The sequence below is a fragment of the Desulfotomaculum copahuensis genome (assembly GCF_001655685.1).
Lineage (GTDB): Bacteria > Bacillota > Desulfotomaculia > Desulfotomaculales > Desulfovirgulaceae > Desulfotomaculum_G > Desulfotomaculum_G copahuensis.
The window spans coordinates 1-23,600 of the sequence record NZ_LYVF01000099.1 but is presented as its reverse complement, the minus strand read 5'-3'; the positions used below and the strand labels follow the sequence as shown (position 1 = coordinate 23,600).

Sequence of the window (23,600 nt, the reverse complement as noted above, 5' to 3'; positions counted from 1 at the left end):
CACGTACCGGGCCGCATCCGCGACCATGGATCGCCTGCCGGCAATCATCACCGGAGCACTGGCCGCGCTTGCCGTGCTGTCGCTGACCAAGGCAGTGCTTTCAGCCTTGTTAATCAGTATACTGGGCAGGCAAGTCGGCAAAGCGCTTGCCCTGGCCATTGAAATGGCCGCCGGCATGGCCCTGGCCGTTAAATTCCGCTCCGACCCGGGGTTCGTGATGATCTGCCTGGGGTGGAGCGCGGCGGTGGCCCAGCATTTGTTATCCCTCACATTTCGGTATTAGGTGGTGGTGTGCATGATATTTGCCCTGCTGGCCGGCGCGGCGGTATTTTGCCTGATTGTTGGACTTTGGGCCTGGCGGAACAGCAACCCTATTGACGAGCGCATCCGGCGGATGAAGGGCGAAAAAACCACGCTACGGGAACGGGTAGCTGCCAGTTTACGTGACTTGGGAGAAATGGCGCAAAAACGTGCTCCCCGGGCGCTTTTGGACCTGGTGGGCGGCGGACGCCTGGCCGTTATGCTACGCCTGGCTGGATCGCCGTTCGGGATGACCGCCGAAGAGTACCAGGGCCTTCGTCTGGTCGCCGCCGTGATGGGCATACTGGCGGCAGTCTTATGCACGGTTTCGGGCGTGGGACCGCTTCCGGCATTAGTGTTTTTGGCCGCCGGCGTGGCCCTGCCCGGGCTGTGGCTGGAAAGAACAGCAGATAAAACGCGCCGCCAGGCGCGCCGGAAATTCGGCTATTTTATCCGTCAGCTTGCTGTAGGCGCGGCCGGCAAAGTAGCCCTTCTGGACATCTTTGACGACCTGGCCGGCACTGCCGACCGGGACCCTCTGGCCAGGGAGGCGCAGATCATCGTGGAGGACGTCAGGCGGGGCGGCAAATCTCTTTCCGAAGCCGTGCAGGACATGGCCCGCGAACTTGATTTGCCGGAAGCAAACGAGCTTGCCGCCGAATTGGCCGGCGCGGAACGCTTCGGCGGGGGCAACCTGGCTCAGGACCTGCGCCGGCTGGCGCATACCCTGGATGACCGCAAGGAGTCGGAAGACATGGCGGCCATCCAGAAAGCGGAAGTGTTGATTACCGCTATTATTGCCGTAACCGTGATGGTTTCCGGTAGTATTTTCATGGTCGGCGGTATGTTGATTAATTTCACCAATGTATGGCACTGAAAGGGGGTGAGAAGCGGATGTTGCGGACTTTGTGGAACTTCATCAAGGACGAACGCGGCGGCGTGATCGAGTGGGTTTTCATCGCGGCCACCATGGTCGGACTGGGCTACTGGGGCTACCAGCGCTATGTCAAGGCTCCGGCCTATAACACCTTTTCCAACACTGGAAGTTACATGGGTAGTGGGTACGGCGGCAACTAATCGCAGGGCGGGGGCAATCCCCGCCTTTTGCTTTTATATGGGGGTGATGTTTATTTTCACGGTAAAACTTTTGCTTTTGGCGGCGCTCTGCGGTTATACGTCCTATTGGGATATCAAGGAAAAGAAGGTGCCCAACATTGCAACGGTGACCGTCATGGCGGCCGGCATACTTATAGCTGGCGTGCAGTGGCGTCTGGCCCTCATGGACGCCGGGCTGGGTATGCTGCTCTTTCTGCCGCTGATCCTGGTCGGGTTGGCCCGCATGGGCGATGCCAAGCTCTGCGCCGCCGCGGCCGCGCTGGTGGGATTTACGTCGGCGGGCCTGGGGGCCTGGCTGGGCACGGTGATATGCGCTTTATGGCTCACCTTTACGGAGGCCCGCAGGCGTCGTCTTGGAGCCTGGCTGGCCGGGCACGTGGCCGCCCTGGGCCAACTGCGGGCGGGATGTAAACCGGTGGGTAGATATATACCCTTCGCCCCGTTCTTTGCCGCCGGTATGGTCCTGGCACTGGTTTGGAGGTGGTGGGCGTGATCAGGGATGAACGGGGATACGTGCTGGAATTCGTCCTTTTCATGAGCCTGTTGTTCTTCTTTATCTTCGGCATCCTGGTCTACGGTATGGTCGCGAACGCCAAAGGCGACTGCTTTTCCGCCGCCCGGGACGCAGCCCGCACCCTGGCCGTAACGCACGACCAGTCTCAGGCTCTTGCCAGGGCGGAGGATGTAATCCAAACCACCCTCTATACAGGTGCCAGGATCGGGGGAGGTAACCCGGGTGACCCGCATACGGCGTTTGATCCCACCAACCCGAACCCCGTACATCCGGACGTGGTGCTCCAGGACGACAGCACATACAGCCGGGTGTGGGTATATTACCACCTGCCCAACGCCATTCCCGGGTTGCCGAAACTTTTAAACCCAAAAGCGCCGGTCCTGGCCAAGTACATCACGGTGAGCGGTTATGCCGAGTTTAAAGACGAACCAAATTAATGTGAGCCTGGTCATCCCGGCCTACAACGAGGCGGCCAGACTCCCGGGAACACTGCACCGGGTGCTCGGATACCTTAAACGTCAGCCTTACCGGTGGGAATTGATCGTGGTGGACGACGGGTCTACCGACGACACGGCGGGCATATGTGAAACCCATGAACCGGTAAGGCTGATCAGGAACAAGGTAAACATGGGCAAGGGGTACAGTGTAGCCCGGGGCATGTTGGCCGCCCGTGGGGAGCGGGTGATTTTCACCGACGCCGACCTGGCCGCGCCGGTGGAGGAAATAAAGAAGATCCTGGTTGCCCTGGATTGCGCCGATGTGGCCATCGGGCGAAGGCAGACCAGGGTTGATCAGGGGATAACCAGGGAAACACTGGGGAAACTGTTCGCCTACCTGACCCGCATGATCACCGGCCTGCCCTTCACCGACACACAGTGCGGCCTTAAAGGGTTTACCCTGGATGCCGCCCGGGCGGTGTTTCCCCGGCTGACCTGCCGCCGCTTCGCCTTCGATGTGGAGGCCTTGATGCTGGCGCAAAAACTTGGCCTTAAAGTGGCGGAGATACCGGTGGCCTGGCGCCACGTTCCGGGATCTAAGGTTTCCCCGGTTAATGACGGGTGGCAGATGCTCAAGGATACCTGGAGGATAAGGAGGGAGCTGGGTGAGTTACGTGCTGGCGATGCTGTCCGCCCTGCTGGGATCGGCGGGGCAGTTATGCATGAAGTTGGGGGTGACCGGCTTTAGGGCAGGGCAGTTGGTGCCCGGCGGCGTACAGGTGGTGGCTGGGGTGATCCTTTACGGGGTGGCGGCCGCGGTCTGGCTTTTGGTGCTGGCGCGGCTGCCCCTTTCCGCCGCCTATCCGGTGCTGGCCTTGAACTTCGTGCTGATCCAGGTATTCGGGACACTATTCCTGGGAGAGTCGTTTTCGGCAACGAAAGGGGCGGGATTGTTTGTGATAGCGGCCGGAATTTTGATGACGATAGGAAATGGGCTTTGAAATTTTTACTAGTCGCTAAAAAGGAAATACTTTTGTTTTTTGTCTTGCTTTTCTTTGATGAGGTGTTCAACTATCAATAATTTAATTTTCAGATTTCGTTTTCTATATGCTTTTCTCGTGCTAAGAAAAAGTAAGACGGAAAAGGCTGCATAGAACCCAATGGGATATAAAAAGAGAATCTTGTTGTTTTTGCTTGACAGCTTCAGTATGAATGCCAGCAAGGCAAGATAAAACGGCACAGCTATACTTAATGATTGATCGTCTTCAGAATCATACTCTCCTGATATTTTAATTAGTTCTTTTTGTAGGGTAACGCAATCAAGGCTTTCATATAGATTGTAATAATAATCAAAAACTTTGTTTGTTCGGTAGGGTGGTTTATATTTTAACAGGAGGTTTTTAAGACTAATGCATAACTCAATAATTTTCTTGGCTTTTATGTATTTATGTGCTTTATTCATGGCTTTTCCTATCTATGTTAATGAGGTTTTAGAATTGATACCGGAAAAATGGTATTATAGGATGATTGGTATAGTGTTTATACCGTTGGCTCCAATAATCCTACTACTCCAAGGTGTTTTTATTGGCATTCCTATGTTTATTTATGAAATGCTTTTCGACAAAAAGAAATGAAATTCCTTCTCTTTTCATGGAGGTGGTTTACATGAGGCTTAAATTCCCGGCCGCCCTGGCCGGCGCATGGTCCTTGCTGGTGCTGGCCGCAATCGGCCGCCAGCAGGTAGAGGGAGATACCCTCTGGCACATTAAAACGGGGGAATACATCATGACCCACGGCATACCCCGGGCCGATCCTTTCTCCTGGAGTATGCCCGGCCATTATTGGGTAGCCCACGAATGGGGCTGGGAGCTACTGGCCTGCTGGGCGTATCGTGCCGGGGGCAAATGGGGGGTATGGCTTCTTACCGCCGCAGCCGGCGCCGTATTCCTGTGGTGCCTGTGGCGGCTAATATCCCGGCGCTTATCCGGCCCGGCGGCTGTACTTGTTTTCATCGTGGCATCCTCCGGCGCGGCCGTGTTTTGGGACTCGCGGCCGCATGTGATGGCCCAGGCTTTTTTCGCCCTGTGGATGTACATTCTGTTATCGTACCGTGAAAGACCGGGGTTAATTTGGTTTCTGCCGGTCATCGCATTGGCGTGGGCCAACGAACATGCTTCCGTTCCCCTGGGGCCGGCCTTGCTGGTACTGGAGTGGGTATACGGGCATTTCGCCCTTGACCTGGGGGCCGTGATAAACAAATCGGTTTCCCGTGAGCTGAATCGTAAGATGGGCCTGGCACTCATAGTAAGCGTTCTGGCCACCTTCATCAACCCGCAGGGACCGGCCCTTTGGTCGTACACTGTTATGGCTTCGTCCACTCCTCAGATCATCAATAACATCAGCGAATGGGCGTCGCCCAACTTCCACCTGGGTATGTTCATGATCTTTCCCGGGTTTTTAATTTTATCGGGTCTTTTTGCAGTAGCCACCACAAGAAGGATCACATTAAGGGAGCTAATCCTGTTCTTACTCTTTACGGCCCTGTCGTTGCGCTCGGTGCGACATACCCCGTACCTGGCGTTTGTTTGGGCGGTAGTCGTCAGCGGGATTCTTTCCGGGTGGAACATCGGATGTGAAAAAGAAGCCGGACGGTGGGAGCGTTTCATTTCACCCCTGGTCATATTTTTATCTCTCGCCATGGTTTGCTTTATCCTGCCGCCGAAGTGGACGGAGCAGCCGCATGAAAATTTAAGATTTCCGGTAGCGGCCGTGGATTATCTGCAAAAACATGGGCTAACCGACCGGGTGGCTAACTACTATTCCTGGGGCGGCTATCTGATCTGGCGTGACATTAAACCGTTCATTGACGGCCGGGCCGACATGTACGTTACCGGGGCGGTGTGGAAGGATTATATCGCCCTATCCAGATCGCCACTGCCCGGAGTACCGCAGGACACACCGGAATCGGTACTGGCGTGCTGGCACGTCAAAACCGTGCTCATGCCTACGGGCGGATTTACAGACCTTTACCTCAAACATTGCAAGGGCTGGAAGGAGGTGTACCATGACGACATTGCGGTGGTTTACGAAAATTGTGAAGGCACTAAAGAATGAGGACGGCTTTTTACCCCTGTTTTTCGCCCTGATGCTGCCGTTTATCTTCTTTGCCTGGGGCCTGGCCATTGACTTCGGCCGGGCGCACATCGCCAAGGAAGAATTACAGACGGCGGCAGACGCCGGTTCTCTCGCCGCGGCCGCTACCGCCACCACGGTTCCGGCCAGTATTGAATATCAACCCATTACGGATTCAGACGGAAACGTCACTGGAGTGCAGGAGAATGTGACCAAGTGGAAAGCCGAGATCCAGGATGAGGCGGCGGCGCAAAGCGCGGCGCAGCACTTGTTCCAGGCCAATGCCGGTAATCTAAGCCCGGGGGCCGGGGTGGATTTCAATATGAGCGGTGATTGGAACGGAGCAAAGGTGGGCGACAGTTCCTATGACATTAAGGCGGGCGTAAGGGTCAAGGCTCCTTGGGCCGGTGCGGCGGCCGCGTTGCTCTGGGGTAGCAAGTCATATTACAAGATACCGGTGAGCACGATGGGAACCGGGCAAGCGTTTGTCAACAATAACTAAAATTGGAGGTTAGGTTATGCGAAAAGGGACTCTCGCTTTAGTTGTGGTGTTATCCTTGTTGGCCGGTGCCGCCTTGGGCGCCGGCGGGCACTGGTACTTTGCGGACCACCTGCCCAAGGTTCGCATGATGGCCATGGCCAAAGAGCAGCAGGAGCAGCTGAACAAGATGGTGCGTTCCGGCGATGTGGTTTCGGTCAAGCCGGACGAAATCACCATAAAGGTAACGCATTCCGGGGACCCGCAGTTCAACGGCAAGACCATCACGGTCAAGACGGACCAGTACACCAGCGTACAGGCGGGGATGGATTTTATCAGCAAGCCGGGCCAGGCTACGGATTTGACCAAATACCTGAAACCCGGAATACATGTTGATTTGTTGGTCAACGGGAACAAGGCCGTGGCTGTTCACTGGAACCCGCCGGGGCAGGGGCAGCCGGGGCAAAAGTAGCAGATCAGGGGGCCGGGGAAACCCGGCCTTAATGCTTTCTAATTGATAGGCGATACCAGGTATGGAAATGCGGTTTATTCCACCCTCTGCCCAAAGCAAAGCGAGCGCAAGATGTCACCCACATAACAATTCCTGCTAAACTTATTGAAAAGATGCTTGGTTTTGTTTCCTGATACTCAGGTTTTATTGAAAAATATTTGAGATGAAGTGGGGAAAAAAGATGTGTTTGAACTATGATCGTGCCCCTGTCAGGTATTTTGTTAATTGCAGCATATAGGGCAATCGACATATCCCGGTAAAGTATCCGCAATGACATATGTGGTGAGTTTGATGAAAGCAGGAACAAAGAAGGAATTATATTTTTTTGGAGGTGCCATTCGTGTTTTGTCTTCCTGGTCAACCTAAAGAAGGTACTGACACTCGGCGAAATTCGCTCATACATAACATGAAAAATAATAACTACTCCGAGCATAGCAATAAAGAAAGGTATACTCAACGATCGTGTCATTATCAACCATGCCATGGAAACCGCAAAAGTAAAGATCATACCCGTGCGCTCAAGCAAATTACGATACCCCCTTTGTCTGAGAGTATAATCTTTTGGTTGGTAATCCATTGGTTGATCGGAATGGCATTAGTATCCGTTGGTTATTGGGTTCACTCAATGTATTTTGGCGAAAATATACGACACTTCTTTTACTTTCTTTGGAACCCAAACCAGTTAGTAAATATTCCTCATCGCCCTTTAGATATCCTGCTTTCCACCTTCCCTCCGTGGCAAGGGATTTCCGAAATCTGTTTAAGGGTGGTATGGATACCGTTGCCACAAAAAATTAAACAATCTGTGTTGGCGTTTGTGCTTTTATTTGCAATTTTACTTCTTCCGTTAATCCTGCTTTGGGGTGTATGGCAGTTCGATCTAATATCCAAAATTGGTTGGTCTTTTATTTACGCTTGGCCGTTAGGGATGCAGATATACGTGCTTCAAGATGACATATAATAATTCTTATTTCTGGCAAAAGTAGCAGATCAGGGGGGGGGGCGAGGAAACCCGGCCCTATATTGTAAATTATTTCTTGCAAAGAATCTTATTGTATGCTATACTATTAATAGCAATCCATGCAAAGGAGTTGTTGTTAATGCATATGGCTAACGTCACGGAGGTTCGTCAGAACGCCAGCAAGATAATCGCCCAGGTACTGGAGTCCGGTGAACCGGCGGTGGTCTTGCAGAGGTCAAAACCCGTCGTCTACATCGTGGAGGCTTCCGCTTACGAGGAAATGCTGAAAAAACTTGAGGCGGCGGAAACCCTGTTCCGGGCCGAGGAAGCAAAGAGCGCCCTGCAGGAGATCGCCCGGTTAAGGGGGAAAATGGCCCAAAGGGGAAAACAGCAGGATTCCGTGCCCCTGATCCGGGAACTGCGGGAAGGAGAGGGGCGATGAGTTTCGTCTGTTTGGACATCAGCATACTGGTGAAGCTGCTCACATGGGAAGACGGAAGCGAAGCGGCGGCCGACTTGATGGAGCGTATCGTTGAATCCGGTCAGAATGTGGTTTTACCGGCTTTTGCCTGGGCCGAAGTGGGCAGCGTGTTGCGTAAAAAGACCCGGAAAAAAGAAATAACCCCCGAGGAAGCGGGGGAGGCTTGGCGCATGTTCCGCCGGTTGAGGATTATATCTTACCTGGACAACGAAAAAGTATCCGGTACAGCCTGGGAGATTGCCGCGACAGAAAACCTTCCCACCCTTTATGATGCCGCCTACCTGGCGGTGGCGGAAGTGGTGGCGAAGGATTCCGGGGCTTGTGATTTCTGGACTGCCGATGAAAGGTTGGTGAACTCCCTGGGCGACAGGAAAAAATATGTGCGGCTGTTGGAAGGGGATGGTTAAAGCGTTTCGGTTTTGCCTGTTCGTCGTTTTCCTGGCGCTGCTGGTGATTCTAGTGCCGGGCCTGCGGCCGGTGTAAAAAAACCGCAATATCACCGTTATAGCGATATAATATCACTGTCAACGTGATATTATATGGGACCGGTGTAAATCATACCTTACGGTTCTTTGATGGTATAATTTCCAACCTAAGATCAAGTGCGTCAAGGGTTTTTAAAACGGTAACGAAATTTCCAATACGCGCCCTTTCCAGTCTGGATACCTGAGCTTGTGTTAAATGAGCCTTACGAGCAAGCGTCCCCTGGCTCCATCCACGCCGGGTCCGTTCGCCGATAATGGCCCTGGCAATTTGGTAACGTGGTTCATCTACAAGCATTTCTTCAATGATTTGAGGTTTGCTTTCAAGTTGCTTGGTGATTTCGTCCATAGTAACGAATTTAGTCATTTGTTTTCCCCTCCTATCGTTTGCAAAAACTCGTGGAAAATGTTTTCGGCCTTTCGGATTTCCGATTGCGGCACTTTGCTTGAAAACTTACGAAAGCAGTTTGTCAGCAAAAACCTATCTCCTAAAACGGAAAAGAACAAGGTTCTTTCATCATAACGGGCAAATTTCGTTCGCAATTCCCATAGCTTTTCATTGCTGCCCCATATGCGATGAATGTATCTGTCCGGCAATTTAAGGCCAAATTCGTTCAGTAACATGATGTCGTGGAGGATTTTTGCCGATACTTTTGGCAGGGGGTGATTTAAAATATATTGCGCAACTTCTTCAGTCATAACAATTCTGGTGCATTGGGATAGCATTTCCAGCAATTCTTTTTTGGTGATTCGGCCCATTCTTTCCACCCCAAGTCATATTATATCAAAATTGATATAGCGCGTCAATGAAAAACCGGCCCGCCGGAGCCGTCAACCCGGCAAAAATTTTAAAGGGAGCGTGATAACATGCGTAAACTAACCATTCTACTGACCGGCATTTTCTTGATTGCGCTGGCGGCCTTCACTCTGCCAGCCCTGGCCGGCCCAACGCACAAGGCCGCCTTCGTCATCGGACAGACCCGGTACGCCGTGGACGGCCAGGCTAAGGCTATGGACGTGGCTCCGTTCACCGAGAACGGACGGACCTACGTGCCGCTGCGGTTCGTGGGCAACGCCGTGGGCGTGACTGATGACAATATCGGTTGGGATAACGCCAGCCAGACCGCCACGCTAAGCATGGGGGGCACCACGGTGAAGTTTACCGTGGGCAGCACCGGCTATACGGTTAACGGCCAGGCCAAGGCTATGGACGTGGCCCCGCTGGTCCGGCAGAACCGGACGTTCCTGCCAGCCCGGTATGTCGCTGAGGCGTTCGGGTATGCGGTTGGTTGGGATGCCGCCAGCCAGACCGTGACGGTTTACCCGCCGGGGCAGGACCCGCCGCCGGTGACTTCCGGCGTACAGGCCGGGCCGTTCCAGCCGGCCATCAAGAGCCTGGAGATGCATGTGGGTAGCAAGGTGGCCACGGCAACTAAGTTTGACGGGAGCACGTATACGGTGACGCTGCCGGTCGCGCCGGTGTTGGTGGGAAGCAAGGATGGCCTTGATTGGGAAATTTCTCATTACCCTGATGTCTATAAGCCAGGGACCTGTGAGGTTGATCCAAATGTCAGCGGTGCCATCTACGTCCCCTTCACCGCCGTGGCCGAGGCGTTCGGCGTGCCGGCGGGGAACATCAAGTGGGACGGAAGCAAGTTGACGGTGTACGGGTGGTTCCACAATCCGGCCAACTACCGCATCTACACCGTGGGGACCACGCAGGGGCAAGACATGGTGGACGGCAAGCCGGGCACCGGGCATCTTTGCTTCCCGCTGAGGACTGAAAACGGTGTGGCCATGATGGGCGTTTCGAGCCAGGATGACATAAATTATGAACTTTTTGAGGGCATTAACGGAATTCCGGAACTTATTAATGGCCTGAGTAGTGACGGTGGGGCAGACTTTACCAATGGCGTTATAAAAGAAGGAGTATATCCTCCCCAGTGAACCATTGTTTCTTGTCCCGCTATGGTGTAAAATGGGGGTGATAAAGGCAGGTGATGGCCATGCCCGATGATGCACTTAAAGAAATTGCGGCTGCTAGTGAACAGCCGCCAGATGATACTCCGCCGAGACATCTGGTGTCACAAGAATTCCTTGTCCTGTTTCAGCAGATTAACCACTTGGACGATAAGATAACTCAACGAATAGGCCAGGTGGAAGGCCGGATTAACCAGGTGGAGAACCGGATCAGCCAGGTGGAAGAAAAATTAACCAACCGGATAAACCAGGTGGAAGAAAAATTAACCAACCAAATTAACCGGGTTGATGAGAAATTAACTAACCGGATTGACCAAGTGGAAGATAAGCTTGGTGTACGCATGGACAAAATGGATGATAAGCTAAACAACATCAGATTGTGGGCAATTGGCACAGTAGTAGCGATTTTGGTTGGATTCGCTGGCGTAATTGCCACCCTACTTAACCACTAATCGAGCGCAAAACCAAATACTTCTGAAAAGTACCGGAAACGTCCGGTGCTTTTCTTTTTGAACAAAAATTCCAAAGGAGGCGGATAGTGTTGTTTAACCGATTAAAATTCCTCATTGCGGCGGTGATCTTTGGGATATTGACAATTCCCATTGCGGCATTGCCAGCAAACGCAAATAACATAAACTGGCAGAACCCTGCTAATTGGTCTCCGCCACCATTGTACGCCGCTGCGGGCAAGAACCTGTACACCCGCGAGCACTGGACCATGTTCTACGTGAACGAATACGGCAACACAAACAATTTCCTATCAGACCCGAACGCCCAGTACAAAGGAGCCATGTACTGCGCGGTGTTCGACAACCAATCGGACCTGAACGCCAACAACCTGAGCGGCGGCTACACCGCCTTGACGCCCCCGGATGTTGGCGCTAACGCCGGCTTGGCGGTGGACGGCCACACGGTGACCACCCTCGAAGGGCTATTGCAGGCCCTGGGTGTTCCCCAGGACACCGACGGCAGCTACATTATCAGTCCGTCTTACTGGAAAACGCACGTCCCGCCGGACGGCACGACATTCTTCACCGGCACCGGCGAGTGCGAACCAATCCAGCGCGGCGGGCCGAGCGGCACGGTGTACGACGGAACGCAACCGCCGCTAAACCCATCGTGGAATACGCTTACTAACCCGCTATGCATCACCAACGGCGACCAGACCCACGACACCTTCATCGCCGGCGCAGTGGTCAACGGCCAGCCGAAATATTGGTGGGCTACGGACAGCTACCAGGGCACCGACGTAAACCTGACGCAGCAATGCGCCACGGCCATGTACAACTCGTCGCCCACAGTGGCCGACATCTGCCTGGCCTACGACTACGGCCTGGCCGTGCTGAACGTCCAGCCCACCGTAGGCCAGAGCCAGGCCGGCGCGCCGGAGACGTGGACGGCCAACGTGATGAACAGCACGCCGTTCATCGCCAAAAACGTCATGCTTCGCGCCTACCTGATTGAGCAGAATAGTATCCAGCTCATCGGCAGCGTGACCACCGACATCGGGCCGACCATGCTGCCAGGGGCAATCATGTCCCAGAAGATCAACTACGGCCAGGGCGTCACCCCGGGCAGCGGCCTCCAGCAGAACACCGTGTCGTGGAGCTTCACCTGGAACAAGCCCAACGTGCCCTACCGCTACCTGGTGACGGCCAACCTGGATTTAAGCAACGTCTCCGTGACAACCGGCAACAACCTGTCCAGCATAACGGCCTACGGCACGCCGCAACCGGAAAACCTGATCACGGCATATGCTTACGGCAACAGTCCACTTGCCGGGGGAATGGTCCACGGAAACACCGGCGAGCAGGAAACCGTGGAAAGCATTTCCGGCCGGCAAAACATCTTCAGCGGATTGCCCGCGGCCTACCAGGACAACTACGCCCTGGGTGCGGCCGCATCGCCGGGCACGGCGCCGCCCTCCGGCGGCGGGGGTAGTAATAACCCGCCACCGCCGCCCACGCCGCAGCCGAGCAACATATCCGTACAGCTCACGGACACCGGCGCGAAAGCAGCAGGAAACATACAGGCCGGAACACAACTAAACGCCACGGCCACGATAACCAACGGCTTCTCCGTAAGCGGCCCGGTACGGGTGGACTGGTACACCAGCCCGGACGGCCAGAACTGGACGGGGATAGGGAACACGCAGACCATAACCCTGCCGGCCAACGGTACGCAGACAGTGACGCAGCAGTGGACGATAACGCAGAATATGATCTCCGGCAACGGTTCGGTAAACGGCTACATTATGGTGACGGTAGACGACCCGCTGACCGGGAGTACCATCAATACGGCCCAGAACATGGCCTACCAGGCCACGGGACAGATGGAGACTACGTACAGCGATAACTATGCCACGGGCAACGTACAAACATCAGGGCAAAACACAAGTACATCCAGTGGAGGCACCAAAACACCAGGCTGGGTAACCTGGTACGAACAAAAGCCGGTTACGACCTACAAGACGATCCAGGTTCCGGTAGTGCATAACGCCTGGAAACGGGTGCCGCTTTATCTTCCAACGCCGCCAAAGATCCATGTGCGTCTGGTGCCCAACCCTGGAGAACCCGGCGGACCGACGGGGCAATAATCGAAAAGCGTCCGGCCATCCATGCCGGGCGCTTTTTAAACGAGATTTTGAAGGGAGATGATCTTCATTGCTTAAAAGGGCAATCCAAACTTTCCTGGCCGCCTTGCTGGTGTTCCTGGTGTTCGGCGCAGTTACCGCCTACGCCGACACATGCTCCTGGCAGAACGTAAACGGCCAGCAGGTATATGGGTACTATACCACCGCCACGGACGGCACAAACTTATTTGTGGAGTGTGATCCATTCACCAATAAGCCGGACGGTTACGCCTGGGTAAACTACCAGTACACCGATTATATCACCCAGCAGATCCCGGTCACCACCTATCAAACCATACAGCACACCACCGAGGTATATCCGGTCCAGGTCATAGTTATGGAAAATCCGTACACCGGCAACGTATCCACTCCTGAGTATTCCGGCCAGCAGATCGACACCAACCCGGGCAACTGGCCGCAATGGAACATCAATAATACCGCCTGGTCAACCCAGGGTGGCTACCTGACGGTGGCGGAAGTCCAAAACCCCAATCCATTTCCAATTCAGGCCAGTGTCGGCCTGGGGAGTGCATTGGGCTCATACGCTGAAACCGTAACCATTCCGGCAAACGGTATCAAATACGCCGACGCTTTGGTGCCGTCCGGGGCACCGCCAGGCGCTTCATACCAACTACAGCTCATAGCCACTATCTGGACAACGGGTGCGGACCCCACCAATTCCGGGAGCTTCATTGATTTGGGCAGCGGGGATAACTCAAAAGCGTATTATTGGGACCCGGTTACACCTGTGGTTCAAAATTGTATAAGCGGATCTTCTACGGATTACTCGCATCAGTATTTGAATGGAACATACATGATCCTGGCCCAACCCGGCTTTATACCCAAGTATTCTCTAACACCCGACCCGGGTGACACCCATATCGGGAAAATAGATACTCAACAGGTGGTGGGCACAAATTCTCAGCTTATCCCGGTGAACATGCCGCACGTGTCATTCAGCTGCACATCATCAAACCTGCAAATAATCGGTTATAGCGGCAGAGCCGGTAACCCGGTTTATGGGGTTACCCCGGAGATAATAGCCACATTGTATAACGGGTTGCCGTATGACGTGATATTAAACCAGAATATTCCTTTTACAGCAGATCTTTTTTACACTTTAAATGGATATAGTGGTCTTTGGTTTACGGGTTCAGGTACAATCCCGGCCGGCACCCGGATACCGGCCAATAGCAGCACGGTGGTTGTTATCCCGCAGCCAGTCACCGCCCTGCCTTCCGGTTATCCAGCACCACAGAACCAAACTAATACCGCGAGTTGCTACGGTCTTTACGGAACTCCCAAAGATATACAAGCTGGAACTTATACATTTGGGATAACGGCTAATGGGGTAACCAAAACTTTTTCTTATACCTTTAGTGGTTCAGGTATTGTGCAAATATCTTCAGGAGACGTAAACAACGTGTGCAACATGCTTGCTAATTCGGGAATTCCTAATTTTAACTTACAACTTCAGTATGGAACAACGGGGCCGCTGATTGGAACTGATTGGTTGTCAAGCAGTACGCCGTTTAGTATATTTGATATATCCGGAACATTAATGAGTACCCTTGGGGCAACAACCCCCACTCAACAATACGTACCTTTTCCTTACGGTCCCGGATATGTAGTATACCCGGCATATTACATTGACAATGTTTTTTCTGTTTCTTTACCTTCAGGCATACAGGCAGGATTCGCCGCCGGCTTACAGTCAATATCCGGCGGGACACAATTCGGTGTTGGCTGGGGCGGCCGCCAATATATAAATTATGGCAACCCTATAAACAACGTTTCCGGGTATGTGACGGCACCGTTGGTTACCGGTGCACCATGGAGTTAAAAGGGCCTCGCGCCCTTATTTTTTTGTTCACATATCCGAAATAAAATATAAAAGCCCAAAGGGGGAATGTTTCTTGCTCAAGAAACTCGTCGCTACAGCCCTAACCGGCCTGCTGCTTTCAGCCGCGCCATTACCGGCGCTGGCCGGGCAGCAGTGGACCCAACTTAACCCGCCGATACCCATTTCCATCGGCACTGTGCCGCCGCCGACGTATGTTGCTCTGTCACCCGGTTTTCAGCAGGACAAGACGGTGTATATGGCTACAGGCGGGGCGCTTTACGAAAGCAAAGACGGCGGCAACTCCTGGACGGAGCCTTCCGCGGCATCCGGCGCGGTATCGGTACAGCAAAACTATAGTTTGGTGTACGGTTCCGGTTCGACCATTAAACAGCCTACAGCCAGAATGTTCGTTTCACCGCTTGTTCCGGATCTGGCGGCAATATCCACCACAGCGGGATTGTATGCGACAAACATATCTTCCAATCCGCTGCAATTCACCAATATAACGCCGCAGGTTCAATCATCCCTGCCGGGTACGCCGAAGTACCCGCCCGGGTTTGCCTTCGGACCTGACGGCACCATGTACGCCGCCGCCGGGCCGGAGATATTCTACGGCAACCCGAGCATAACGGATTACGATCCAACCGCGTGGAAGGAGCTTTACTATGCCGGCAGCTATGTCTATAACATCAAGCTGTCGCCCAACTTTGCCACGGACAAAACCATGCTCATCCAAACCCAGGACGGTGTGTACATCAGCGCAAACGGAGGAAGCAGCTTCACCAAAGCAGATCTGCCCCTGGCGGATGGCTATTATGACATCGCGTTCTCGTCCCAGGACGGCACCATAGCCGTAGTGGTACCCTCGAAAGGTGTTTACCTGTCCGCAGATAAGGGCAAGACGTGGAAAAATATATATGCCCACCGGGGAGCGACCAGCGTTGCCATAGGTAATACCGGTATGTATGTGGGCACCGATTATTCATCCGGTTCCCAAAAAGGTATTTACGCTTCGTGGGATAAGGGAAACGCATGGCAAAATATCGGTTTGGAGAACAATAAAATCGCAGGATTATACTTATATCAGGGAAGTCCTGATGAACTCTATGCGGTAACCGACAGCGGCCTGGAATGGACATCGGTAAACGCGCCCCAGCCGGCCGGTCAGCAAGTTGCCGCCGGCCAGGGCAATATGCAAGGCAGCCAGCAGAATAATCAAAGTGTGAGCAATACGGATCAGGGGAACCAGCCGCCCGCACCGGCCGCATCGTCGCAGGACATTAAATTCGTCATCGGGCAAAAAAGCTATACCGTAAACGGTCAGGTGTACAGCATGGACGCCGCGCCTTTCACCGACCAGGGCAGGACATACGTCCCGGTGCGTTACCTGGCTGAATCCCTGGGCGTGCCGGATAACGCCATTACATGGGACAGCGACACCAACACGGCCACGCTGACCATGAACGGTGTGACTGTGAAGCTTGTCATCGGCAGCACTACTTATTACGTCAACGGCCAGGCTAACACCATGGACGTGGCACCGGTGGAAAAGGACGGCCGCATTTGCCTGCCGGCCCGGTATGTGGCCGAAGCGTTCGGGTATCATGTGGGATGGGATGCCGGTATCCAAACGGTGAGCGTGACGAAGTGAACGATAGGGTGGGCGCTGCCTTCGGGCGGCGCTTTTTCGCAAAACTGGGCATAATAACACAGCAAAATCTTCGCGGATTCTCTATACCCCCGCCGGCCGGCGGGGCTTCTTTTTCAGGGATATTTTCCTGGAAAGGAAGGTGATTCGATTGCGCAAAATTGCCCTGTTTGTCGTCATTGCCCTAACTCTTGCACTGCCCGCACCGGCCCTGGCTAACCCGTACACACTTTGGGACGGCGGAAACTGCTGCTGGTACGCCTGGGAAATGGCGAAGCAGCATTGGGGCGTTGATTTACCATGGGCTGGAGACGCCCGATGCTGGAGGACCCTTGACGGCGCGGCAGCCTACACGGTAACGGGCCAGGTTTACCACGTCCGCGCCGTGAACAAACCGGTGGCCGGCAGCATTATGGTTTTCCAACCGATAGCCCTGGACGCGCTCAATGGGGGCAAATCGTTCACCAATGATCATTACGGCCATGTAGCCTGGGTGTACGCGGTGGACAACATCCAACCCAAAGGCTGGCAGGTGATATGCGTCCGTGAAAGCGGTATATGGCCGCCCAAAGGATGGGATGTGTGGCACGGATGCGAATACCGAGACAATTACTACTACTGGCCGCCGGGAGGGATGAAGGGTGTGGGATTTTTGACGCTGGGGAGATGATAGTTACCTTGCTCGCGTCCTCGGCCAAAGCCTTCTGCGTCGTCCCGGTAAGGCCGCTGTTTTCGCAGATCCCGTGTGCCATGCAAGTGGCGTACCAGCGGCCTACGGTGGACATGGCGGTGGGGTTTTGGGTTATGACGGAGATTGCGGTGGACTGGGTGGCAGAGATGTTCGGCAGGTGGAGGGATAAAGGTATAGGAAAATCGCAGGCCGTCCGGTGGTGGGCGGCCTGCTTCAATGGAGTTGCGGCATATGCCGTCTGCGGCGCTCCCCATCAACGGCTTACGGTAGACATCGCTCCGATTCAACTATTATCTGAGCGGAAAGAAAAAATAAAAAAGAAATTAGCATAATTCGACATTCTTTTTGGGGTAACCCTAGTATAATAAAATTAACGAAAATAACGAGTGAGTAACAAAACTGGGGAGGTGTTCTATGTTAATTATAGACCGCTTTGAGGGAAGTTGGGCAGTTGTTGAATTTAATCAGGAGACATTTAACATTCCAAAACCTCTTATTCCAAATGATGCACGGGAAGGTGATGTAATTAAAATAAATATTACTGTTGACAAAAAAGCTACTGCTGATAGGGCAGAAGCGATTAAAAGGCAGGCAGACGACCTTTTTGAGGATTAATCTTAATAAGGGGGAAATATGAGAAAACCAATATCATTACTGATATCGCTTATACTGCTACTTTTTCTAAATGCAACTCCTTCATCTGCCACACCAAAAGTATTCGTTAATGGTCAAGGCGTGAGATTCGATGTCCTGCCAATAGTTAAAAATGATGTCACGCTGGTTCCTCTCAGGGCAATATTTCAGGCGCTCGGGGCACAAGTAAACTGGGATGGAACAACGCAAACTATTTTTGCCATAAAAAATGGTATATCTGTAAAGCTTTCCATTGGAGAAAAAATAGCATACAAAGATGGGAAACCCGTTACTCTGCAAGAACCGGCACGAGTAATTGGCGGAAGCACATTGGTTCCGCTACGATTTGTTAGTGAAGCGATAGGTGCCGGGGTTGCCTGGGACGGAACCAATCAGGTTGTTACCATTACTTCTGGCGATTCTGGTAGCCAAAGCAATACACCAGTTGGGACAATTAAAGTTCACTTTCTTGACGTTGGCCAAGCCGACTCCATTTTGGTCCAGTTCCCAAATGGACAGAATATGCTGGTGGACGCCGGAAACAACGATGACGGTCCGGCAGTGGTATCCTACCTGAAACAACAGGGAATAAAGAAAATTGACTTCTTGATAGGCACCCACCCTCATGAAGATCATATTGGTGGCATGGATAACGTGATCCAGTCATTTGAAAGCGGCCAGGTCTTTATGCCTCGGGTTACAACTACCACCAAAACATTCGAGGATGTTCTGACAGCGCTAAAAGCAAAAGGTTTAAAAATTATCACCGCTAAAGCCGGCGTAACGGTGTTCGACCAGGGAAACTTGAAAGTCAACTTTGTTGCTCCCGTGGGTTCCAGTTATGATGACCTGAACAACTGGTCCGCCGTGACTCGGATTCAGTACGGTAATATCCCCTTCCTTTTGACCGGAGACGCCGAAGCTCAGTCGGAAGGTGAAATGCTAAATTCCGGGGCAAACCTGAAGGCGGACGTGCTCAAAGTGGGGCACCACGGCAGCAGTAGTTCCACAAGTCCAGCTTTTCTTAAAGCGGTAGCTCCGAAATATGCGGTCATTTCTGTTGGTGCGGGTAACGACTACGGTCATCCTGATAAAGGGACGCTCGCTAAACTAGCGAATGCCGGGGTTCAGGTCTACCGGACCGACCAGGACGGAACGATGGTGTTTACGTCCAACGGGAATAACATTACCGTGGAAAAGCTGAGGAGCACGGTTAAACCAAGGGCACCTGATACCAATACAGTGATTACTCCTACGGCCCCAATAATCCCGGTAGCAGGCGGATACATTGGAAATAAAAATACAAAAAAGTTTCATTTACCGTCTTGTTCTTCGTTACCGTCGGAGGGTAACAGGGTTTATTTTAAAACGCGGGATGATGCTATTAAAGCGGGATATGTTCCATGTAAAATATGTAATCCATGATTTATTCCATGCATTCCATTTTAGCGAGTTTACTGGGGGAGGTAAACGATGGTATTCACTGAAGGTAGGTTTGTGAAGTATTGGTTAGGTAACGGCGAGTTGCGGGCGCATGTTGATGCGGTGCACGCTACTTCTCCGAAAGCCGATCTTTATACGGCTGAAATTGTTGCAGGAGTTGCACGTCTCACCGGGTGTGCGTGCATAATAGCGACGGTTTCCAGAACCGAAGCGGACTTAAACCGTCCTCCAAGCTCTTCCAACCGGGAAGCTATAGAAGAGTATCGCCAAGTGATAAGAGAAATATTAAGCCACTGCCGTATTTTGAATGAGAGAACAGGACTGATCACCGCCCCGTATCTGCATTTGGCAATTCACGGAATGGTGGATAATAATCATGGTCGGCATGCTATCGAAATAGGCACCTGCCAGGGAAATTCGTGTTCGGAAGACGTTAGGGAATGGCTCTATGGTTCAGCGACAGCCCTCGCCAAAGAAATTCTGCCTGCGGAAACCAGCGTTATTATGGACCGATACTTTGTTGGAAATGAATCTAAGGCATTCCACCGCCTGGGTGACGGGAAACGATATGAAGGTTATGGTTCAAATTTCAACACTGCGCAAGTGGAAGTTTCGCTGACCCTACGCAAAGAGTATGGTGAATCCATAATACATCTGCTCAGCCAATTAGTGGAAGAATTTAATCATGCTTTTTAAGGCATAGCTACCTTTTTGCTATTGAAACGATGATTTTTGCCCGGATCTTCCGGGCTATTTTTATGCCTATTTTTACTACGGAGGTGTCATTTTTGAAAAACTTGATGCTATACAGACCCCACGCCCCCCAATGGCTCAACGAAATGCTCAAGTACCAGGGGCAAAACCAATTGGCTGTACAAATGCTGGCCTGGCATGAAACGCTGTACCACCACGCCATCGCCACTGCGGGTTACGCCGAAGCCGTTGGCCGGGAACTGGGCTTTACCGGGGAAGAATTGGATCTTCTCACACAGGGGGCCTTTTTCCACGACTGTGGGAAAAGCCACTGGCCGAAAATTTTAGTGGACAAAGCTGGCCTGGACGACAATGACCGAAAGCTGGTCCAGGCGCATCCTGTTGCCGGAGAGTATTACCTGCGAGAGCACTGGCCGGATGCGCCGGAGTTGGTGTGCCGCATAGTGAAGGAACACCATGAGCGGGCCGACGGGTCCGGGTATCCGTGCGGGCTGAAAGGTGGTGAAATTCACCCGCTGTCGCTGATCGTTGGTGCGGTGGAGGTTTTCACGGCGCTGTTGGAGCACCGGCCATACCGGGACAAGAGCTTCACCCGGGCCGAGGCTCTTATGGAACTGGAGCGGCAGGGGTTTTCGGGGGACGTAGTGGCGGCGTTGGCGGGGATGAAAATTATGGCGGTGGGGAGGGTCGTCGGTGGATAAGGCGGAGGCGGGGTTTGCTGTGTTGATTGAAGTCAGAAGAATGTATCGACTCCGGCCGTTCTGCCGGGACCTTGATTTTTTTCTTGGGAAGTCTTCGTGAAAGAAGGAGGAACGTATTTTGAAAACATTGGCGCGGATAGCGATGGTTGCACCGATCATACTCGGATGGCTGTTTTTGGTGTTCATGGGGCCAACATTATTTTTCCCAAGCTACCCAAGTATTGTCTTTATGTGGGGACTTATTGTTTGTGTCGCAACTGCGCTTGTTCCGATAATAATCACGTTCATTGTTGGTTTGATCTAAAATTGCTTCACAAGCAGTATTCCCATGCTAGTAATATTCCCTCCATTGACGCTACTAACCTGACTATCCATATTGAAACGTATATATATTCCATAGGAATTCCTGAAAGCTCTGTCAAGATTTGCTTTTAACCAATCCATACTACGCCGAGTGCCCGGATTATTCTGGGTAACTTCTATGGGCACCCACTGTCCGTCTTTTAGTTTTATTTCGGGCCAGGCGTGCCCTGTGCTAATTTCCTGATAACTATTTGTCAATTCAGAGATTCTTATCCCATAATCATATCTACATGGGAGTCCGACGGCTTGTGCCATCACTGTAAACAATCCCGCGTACTCTTCGCAGACTCCTTTGCCTGTTGAATAAGCGGATGCGGCTCCGGCGTGAGCATATCTGTAGTCGTAGGTATAAGTCATATAATCAATCACATACTTAAATATTGTTTCTGCTTTGTCATACGGAGTGGTGTTGTTCACAGTGATCGCCTTTGCGGTGCTGTCAATATTTCTATTGGAGTCTGTGACTGTCGGATCAAATGATTGAATGGTGGGAGCGCTTGCATCAACCGCAATATTGCCCCTTGTAATTTCAATCCTGTTTCCTAATTGAAATATATACTTTACAACGAAACGTCTCCTAGAGTGGCTTGGTACTAGGATTTTAAAGTAATTCTTTGATTTATCATACTTATAAGGGTCCAAAGAATAGGCAACATTTAGTTTATATTTGTAATTCATGATCTCTGGGAATGTATTTGACATAGATACTACAGCCGATTCACTCTTATTACCCGCATTCTCCAATATTATTTGCTTAACGATTTCTATCCTCTTATTGCTGAAATTAGGAACGATAAACCAATTTGTATAGAAGGGGTTGAATAGATATAATATTGGCATAAGTGCCAGCAAGGCCGCAAAAACGAAAGCAAAGAAGAGACCTACAACGTTACAATATATTCTTACAATAGAATTATCGCTAAATTGCTTGACAATGATGGAAATCCTGGTATCTAACTTGGAAAGGCGGTTCAAAACACCGATCATCCTCACACCCTTTTTTATAATTATCTCAAGTTTCGCTACAGGAAATTTGTCCTAAAGCCTTGATATTCCTGGTTTTTTCGGTAATAACATAACAAAAACATCCCTTTCTATGGTAAAATAGAATCATCGCCAAACAATTCTATAAATAGAAAGGGATGCTTTATGAGTTCTATTCTACCAGAAAAGTATGGAGTTGAAAACCAGGTTGATAATTTTTTAAAATGCCATAAAATTGGCAGGTTACTTCGTCAGGCTAACTTTAACAAGGAAAAAGGCTTTTCCTGCTTGTTTTTGTTCAGGTTTATTTTTTCACTGGTTTTTACTGGCAAAAACCTGTACCAGACATTGCAAACGGAACGCATGGAGGAACACCCGGCCAAGGATGCAATTTACCGGTTTTTAAATTCCTCCCGGTATAACTGGCGGAAATTCCTGGCGATTTTGAGTTCTACACTGATCAACAACTCCATTTCCGATTTGACTTCTGCGGATAGGGTGAAAGTGCTCATTATCGATGATTCCCTTTACAGCCGTAACAGGAGCAAAACCGTAGAATTGCTGGCGAAAGTATTTGACCACGTAGAAAATAAGTTTGTACATGGCTTCCGGATGCTTACTCTAGGCTGGTCCGACGGAAACACGTTTTTGCCGCTGGCCTTTTCCCTGCTCAGTTCAGAGAAGGAGAAAAATCGTCTTTGCGGTATGAAGCCAGTTGATAAGCGCACCAATGGCTATAAAAGAAGGGCTGAGAGTACCAGGAAAGCCACCGAAATTATTTTTGAATTGCTAAGGCAGATCCGTCCTTACCACCTGACTGCCCAGTACCTTCTTTTTGACAGTCGGTTTGCCTACCCTTCGGTGATCATAAAAGTTCTTGAACACAACCTGCAGACCATCTGCATGCTCAAGGCAATGCCGAAAGTGTTCTACGGGTATTTGGGCGAACAGATGAATCTCAAAAAACTCTACAACTATATCTACAAGAAGCCCGGCCGGGCCAAGATCCTGGCCTCGGTGGTTGTTGAACTGGGCCGGGACAAAGGAGGGCGTCCGGTTAAAGCAAAGATCGTTTTTGTCAGGGATCGCAACCGGTCGAAAAAATGGCTGGCTCTCCTTTCTACAGATATTTCCTTGAGCGAACAAGAGATCATCCGCATTTACGGTAAACGCTGGGATATTGAGGTTTTCTTCAAGATGTCCAAATCGTTTTTGAAACCAGGCAAAGAATTTCAGGGACGTTCCTATGATGCCATGGTGGCACATACGACCATCGTGTTCTGCCGGTACATCATGCTGGCTATAGAGAAAAGGAACAATGAGGATCCCCGGACACTGGGCAACCTTTTCTACCATTATTGCGATGAACTTCAGGATATCAAGTTTTCTGAAGCATTGTTCTTGCTCCTTGATATTCTGAAAGAAAGCTTGGAAGAGCTCCTTTTTCTTCCAGATAGAAAGATCCGGGAGTTTATAGACCATTTTGTTTCCCGTTTACCAGTGTTTTTCAAGGAACGGCTTCAGCTTTCGATCTGCGAAAGTTGAGGTGTGCCGTG

31 protein-coding genes are annotated in these 23,600 nt (G+C 51.6%); 25 read left to right on the top strand and 6 right to left on the bottom strand.

What is annotated here, in order from left to right; translation table 11 throughout:
* Window positions 1–25: 25 nt before the first annotated feature.
* Genes A6M21_RS06975 through A6M21_RS06945 form a run of 7 tightly spaced genes read left to right on the top strand, consistent with a single transcriptional unit; the run spans window position 26 to window position 3,368 of the window.
* A complete protein-coding gene (locus A6M21_RS06975) occupies window positions 26–283 on the top strand; it encodes a hypothetical protein (protein WP_066667350.1) in 258 nt (85 codons plus the stop codon).
* Window positions 284–295: 12 nt separating this feature from the next.
* Window positions 296–1,177 carry a type II secretion system F family protein gene (locus A6M21_RS06970; RefSeq protein WP_066667348.1) on the top strand — a complete coding sequence of 294 codons (882 nt, stop codon included), beginning with the start codon at window positions 296–298 and terminating at the stop codon, window positions 1,175–1,177.
* A 17-nt stretch (window positions 1,178–1,194) separates the two neighbouring features.
* Window positions 1,195–1,377 (top strand): hypothetical protein, encoded by a 183-nt coding sequence (locus tag A6M21_RS18330; RefSeq protein WP_066667345.1) that lies wholly within the window; start codon window positions 1,195–1,197, stop codon window positions 1,375–1,377.
* A gap of 46 nt (window positions 1,378–1,423) precedes the next feature.
* Window positions 1,424–1,909 carry a prepilin peptidase gene (locus tag A6M21_RS06960; RefSeq protein WP_161486022.1) on the top strand — a complete coding sequence of 162 codons (486 nt, stop codon included), beginning with the start codon at window positions 1,424–1,426 and terminating at the stop codon, window positions 1,907–1,909.
* The gene (locus A6M21_RS06955) at window positions 1,906–2,367 is read left to right on the top strand and encodes a TadE/TadG family type IV pilus assembly protein (protein ID WP_066667341.1); all 462 of its coding nucleotides are present in this window, start codon (window positions 1,906–1,908) and stop codon (window positions 2,365–2,367) included. The genes A6M21_RS06960 and A6M21_RS06955 overlap by 4 nt, the downstream gene beginning before the upstream one ends.
* Window positions 2,339–3,115, top strand: coding sequence for a dolichyl-phosphate beta-glucosyltransferase (locus tag A6M21_RS06950; protein WP_078060460.1), 777 nt, complete (start codon window positions 2,339–2,341; stop codon window positions 3,113–3,115). Before A6M21_RS06955 ends, A6M21_RS06950 begins: the two co-directional genes overlap by 29 nt.
* A gap of 13 nt (window positions 3,116–3,128) precedes the next feature.
* Complete coding sequence (locus A6M21_RS06945; protein WP_242868790.1) at window positions 3,129–3,368, top strand: DMT family transporter; 240 nt, start codon at window positions 3,129–3,131, stop codon at window positions 3,366–3,368.
* An 8-nt stretch (window positions 3,369–3,376) separates the two neighbouring features.
* Here the strand turns inward: A6M21_RS06945 and A6M21_RS06940 are convergent, their stop codons facing one another.
* Window positions 3,377–3,829, bottom strand: a complete 453-nt coding sequence (locus tag A6M21_RS06940) for a hypothetical protein (protein WP_066667333.1) — start codon at window positions 3,827–3,829, stop codon at window positions 3,377–3,379.
* Window positions 3,830–4,032: 203 nt separating this feature from the next.
* Between A6M21_RS06940 and A6M21_RS06935 the strand changes: the two genes are divergently transcribed.
* The 3 genes from A6M21_RS06935 to A6M21_RS06925 are packed head-to-tail and all read left to right on the top strand — an operon-like array spanning window position 4,033 to window position 6,449.
* Complete coding sequence (locus A6M21_RS06935) at window positions 4,033–5,481, top strand: hypothetical protein (protein WP_066667332.1); 1,449 nt, start codon at window positions 4,033–4,035, stop codon at window positions 5,479–5,481.
* Entirely contained in the window at window positions 5,432–6,001 is a 570-nt protein-coding gene (locus A6M21_RS06930) for a TadE/TadG family type IV pilus assembly protein (protein WP_078060459.1), read from the top strand. The genes A6M21_RS06935 and A6M21_RS06930 overlap by 50 nt, the downstream gene beginning before the upstream one ends.
* 16 nt (window positions 6,002–6,017) lie before the next feature.
* Window positions 6,018–6,449, top strand: coding sequence for a hypothetical protein (locus A6M21_RS06925; RefSeq protein ID WP_151191832.1), 432 nt, complete (start codon window positions 6,018–6,020; stop codon window positions 6,447–6,449).
* 28 nt (window positions 6,450–6,477) lie between these two features.
* On the opposite strand, the gene A6M21_RS18325 is transcribed toward A6M21_RS06925, so the two are convergent.
* Window positions 6,478–7,014: a hypothetical protein gene (locus tag A6M21_RS18325; RefSeq protein WP_151191831.1), complete on the bottom strand. Its 537-nt coding sequence runs from the start codon at window positions 7,012–7,014 to the stop codon at window positions 6,478–6,480.
* 574 nt (window positions 7,015–7,588) lie between these two features.
* On the opposite strand from A6M21_RS18325, the gene A6M21_RS06920 reads away from it, so the two are divergent.
* Together A6M21_RS06920 and A6M21_RS06915 are read left to right on the top strand one after the other, a co-directional pair.
* Complete coding sequence (locus tag A6M21_RS06920) at window positions 7,589–7,891, top strand: type II toxin-antitoxin system Phd/YefM family antitoxin (RefSeq protein ID WP_066667325.1); 303 nt, start codon at window positions 7,589–7,591, stop codon at window positions 7,889–7,891.
* Window positions 7,888–8,337, top strand: a complete 450-nt coding sequence (locus tag A6M21_RS06915) for a type II toxin-antitoxin system VapC family toxin (protein WP_066667320.1) — start codon at window positions 7,888–7,890, stop codon at window positions 8,335–8,337. The genes A6M21_RS06920 and A6M21_RS06915 overlap by 4 nt, the downstream gene beginning before the upstream one ends.
* 148 nt (window positions 8,338–8,485) lie before the next feature.
* Here A6M21_RS06915 and A6M21_RS06910 read toward each other — a convergent pair whose 3' ends face one another.
* Both A6M21_RS06910 and A6M21_RS06905 read right to left on the bottom strand, forming a co-directional pair.
* Window positions 8,486–8,779, bottom strand: a complete 294-nt coding sequence (locus A6M21_RS06910) for an XRE family transcriptional regulator (protein ID WP_078060458.1) — start codon at window positions 8,777–8,779, stop codon at window positions 8,486–8,488.
* Window positions 8,776–9,171: a type II toxin-antitoxin system RelE/ParE family toxin gene (locus tag A6M21_RS06905; RefSeq protein ID WP_066667319.1), complete on the bottom strand. Its 396-nt coding sequence runs from the start codon at window positions 9,169–9,171 to the stop codon at window positions 8,776–8,778. Before A6M21_RS06905 ends, A6M21_RS06910 begins: the two co-directional genes overlap by 4 nt.
* Before the next feature lie 108 nt (window positions 9,172–9,279).
* On the opposite strand from A6M21_RS06905, the gene A6M21_RS06900 reads away from it, so the two are divergent.
* Complete coding sequence (locus A6M21_RS06900) at window positions 9,280–10,359, top strand: copper amine oxidase N-terminal domain-containing protein (RefSeq protein WP_066667318.1); 1,080 nt, start codon at window positions 9,280–9,282, stop codon at window positions 10,357–10,359.
* A gap of 59 nt (window positions 10,360–10,418) precedes the next feature.
* A complete protein-coding gene (locus tag A6M21_RS06895) occupies window positions 10,419–10,844 on the top strand; it encodes a hypothetical protein (protein ID WP_066667317.1) in 426 nt (141 codons plus the stop codon).
* On the opposite strand, the gene A6M21_RS18695 is transcribed toward A6M21_RS06895, so the two are convergent.
* The gene (locus tag A6M21_RS18695) at window positions 10,834–11,082 is read right to left on the bottom strand and encodes a hypothetical protein (RefSeq protein WP_161486021.1); all 249 of its coding nucleotides are present in this window, start codon (window positions 11,080–11,082) and stop codon (window positions 10,834–10,836) included. The two genes, A6M21_RS06895 and A6M21_RS18695, sit on opposite strands and share 11 nt — an antisense overlap.
* Before the next feature lie 28 nt (window positions 11,083–11,110).
* On the opposite strand from A6M21_RS18695, the gene A6M21_RS06890 reads away from it, so the two are divergent.
* From A6M21_RS06890 to A6M21_RS06845, 10 genes are all read left to right on the top strand, one after another.
* Entirely contained in the window at window positions 11,111–12,988 is a 1,878-nt protein-coding gene (locus A6M21_RS06890) for a hypothetical protein (protein ID WP_066667316.1), read from the top strand.
* A 67-nt stretch (window positions 12,989–13,055) separates the two neighbouring features.
* Window positions 13,056–14,867: a hypothetical protein gene (locus A6M21_RS06885; protein WP_066667315.1), complete on the top strand. Its 1,812-nt coding sequence runs from the start codon at window positions 13,056–13,058 to the stop codon at window positions 14,865–14,867.
* Window positions 14,868–14,940: 73 nt separating this feature from the next.
* Window positions 14,941–16,518 (top strand): copper amine oxidase N-terminal domain-containing protein, encoded by a 1,578-nt coding sequence (locus A6M21_RS06880; RefSeq protein ID WP_066667314.1) that lies wholly within the window; start codon window positions 14,941–14,943, stop codon window positions 16,516–16,518.
* 148 nt (window positions 16,519–16,666) lie between these two features.
* A complete protein-coding gene (locus tag A6M21_RS06875; RefSeq protein ID WP_066667313.1) occupies window positions 16,667–17,185 on the top strand; it encodes a CHAP domain-containing protein in 519 nt (172 codons plus the stop codon).
* 134 nt (window positions 17,186–17,319) lie between these two features.
* Window positions 17,320–17,538, top strand: coding sequence for a hypothetical protein (locus A6M21_RS18320; protein ID WP_151191829.1), 219 nt, complete (start codon window positions 17,320–17,322; stop codon window positions 17,536–17,538).
* A gap of 82 nt (window positions 17,539–17,620) precedes the next feature.
* The gene (locus A6M21_RS06865; protein ID WP_066667311.1) at window positions 17,621–17,821 is read left to right on the top strand and encodes a DUF3006 domain-containing protein; all 201 of its coding nucleotides are present in this window, start codon (window positions 17,621–17,623) and stop codon (window positions 17,819–17,821) included.
* Between the two features lie 18 nt (window positions 17,822–17,839).
* Window positions 17,840–19,264 (top strand): stalk domain-containing protein, encoded by a 1,425-nt coding sequence (locus A6M21_RS06860; RefSeq protein WP_078060457.1) that lies wholly within the window; start codon window positions 17,840–17,842, stop codon window positions 19,262–19,264.
* Window positions 19,265–19,312: 48 nt separating this feature from the next.
* Complete coding sequence (locus A6M21_RS06855) at window positions 19,313–19,978, top strand: N-formylglutamate amidohydrolase (RefSeq protein ID WP_066667309.1); 666 nt, start codon at window positions 19,313–19,315, stop codon at window positions 19,976–19,978.
* Between the two features lie 92 nt (window positions 19,979–20,070).
* Complete coding sequence (locus A6M21_RS06850; RefSeq protein WP_078060465.1) at window positions 20,071–20,697, top strand: HD-GYP domain-containing protein; 627 nt, start codon at window positions 20,071–20,073, stop codon at window positions 20,695–20,697.
* A 118-nt stretch (window positions 20,698–20,815) separates the two neighbouring features.
* A complete protein-coding gene (locus tag A6M21_RS06845; RefSeq protein ID WP_066667305.1) occupies window positions 20,816–21,001 on the top strand; it encodes a hypothetical protein in 186 nt (61 codons plus the stop codon).
* On the opposite strand, the gene A6M21_RS06840 is transcribed toward A6M21_RS06845, so the two are convergent.
* Complete coding sequence (locus tag A6M21_RS06840) at window positions 20,998–22,047, bottom strand: transglutaminase-like domain-containing protein (protein WP_066667303.1); 1,050 nt, start codon at window positions 22,045–22,047, stop codon at window positions 20,998–21,000. The genes A6M21_RS06845 and A6M21_RS06840 overlap by 4 nt on opposite strands.
* A gap of 162 nt (window positions 22,048–22,209) precedes the next feature.
* Between A6M21_RS06840 and A6M21_RS06835 the strand changes: the two genes are divergently transcribed.
* Window positions 22,210–23,589: an IS4 family transposase gene (locus A6M21_RS06835; RefSeq protein ID WP_066667301.1), complete on the top strand. Its 1,380-nt coding sequence runs from the start codon at window positions 22,210–22,212 to the stop codon at window positions 23,587–23,589.
* The last annotated feature ends 11 nt before the right edge of the window (window positions 23,590–23,600 follow it).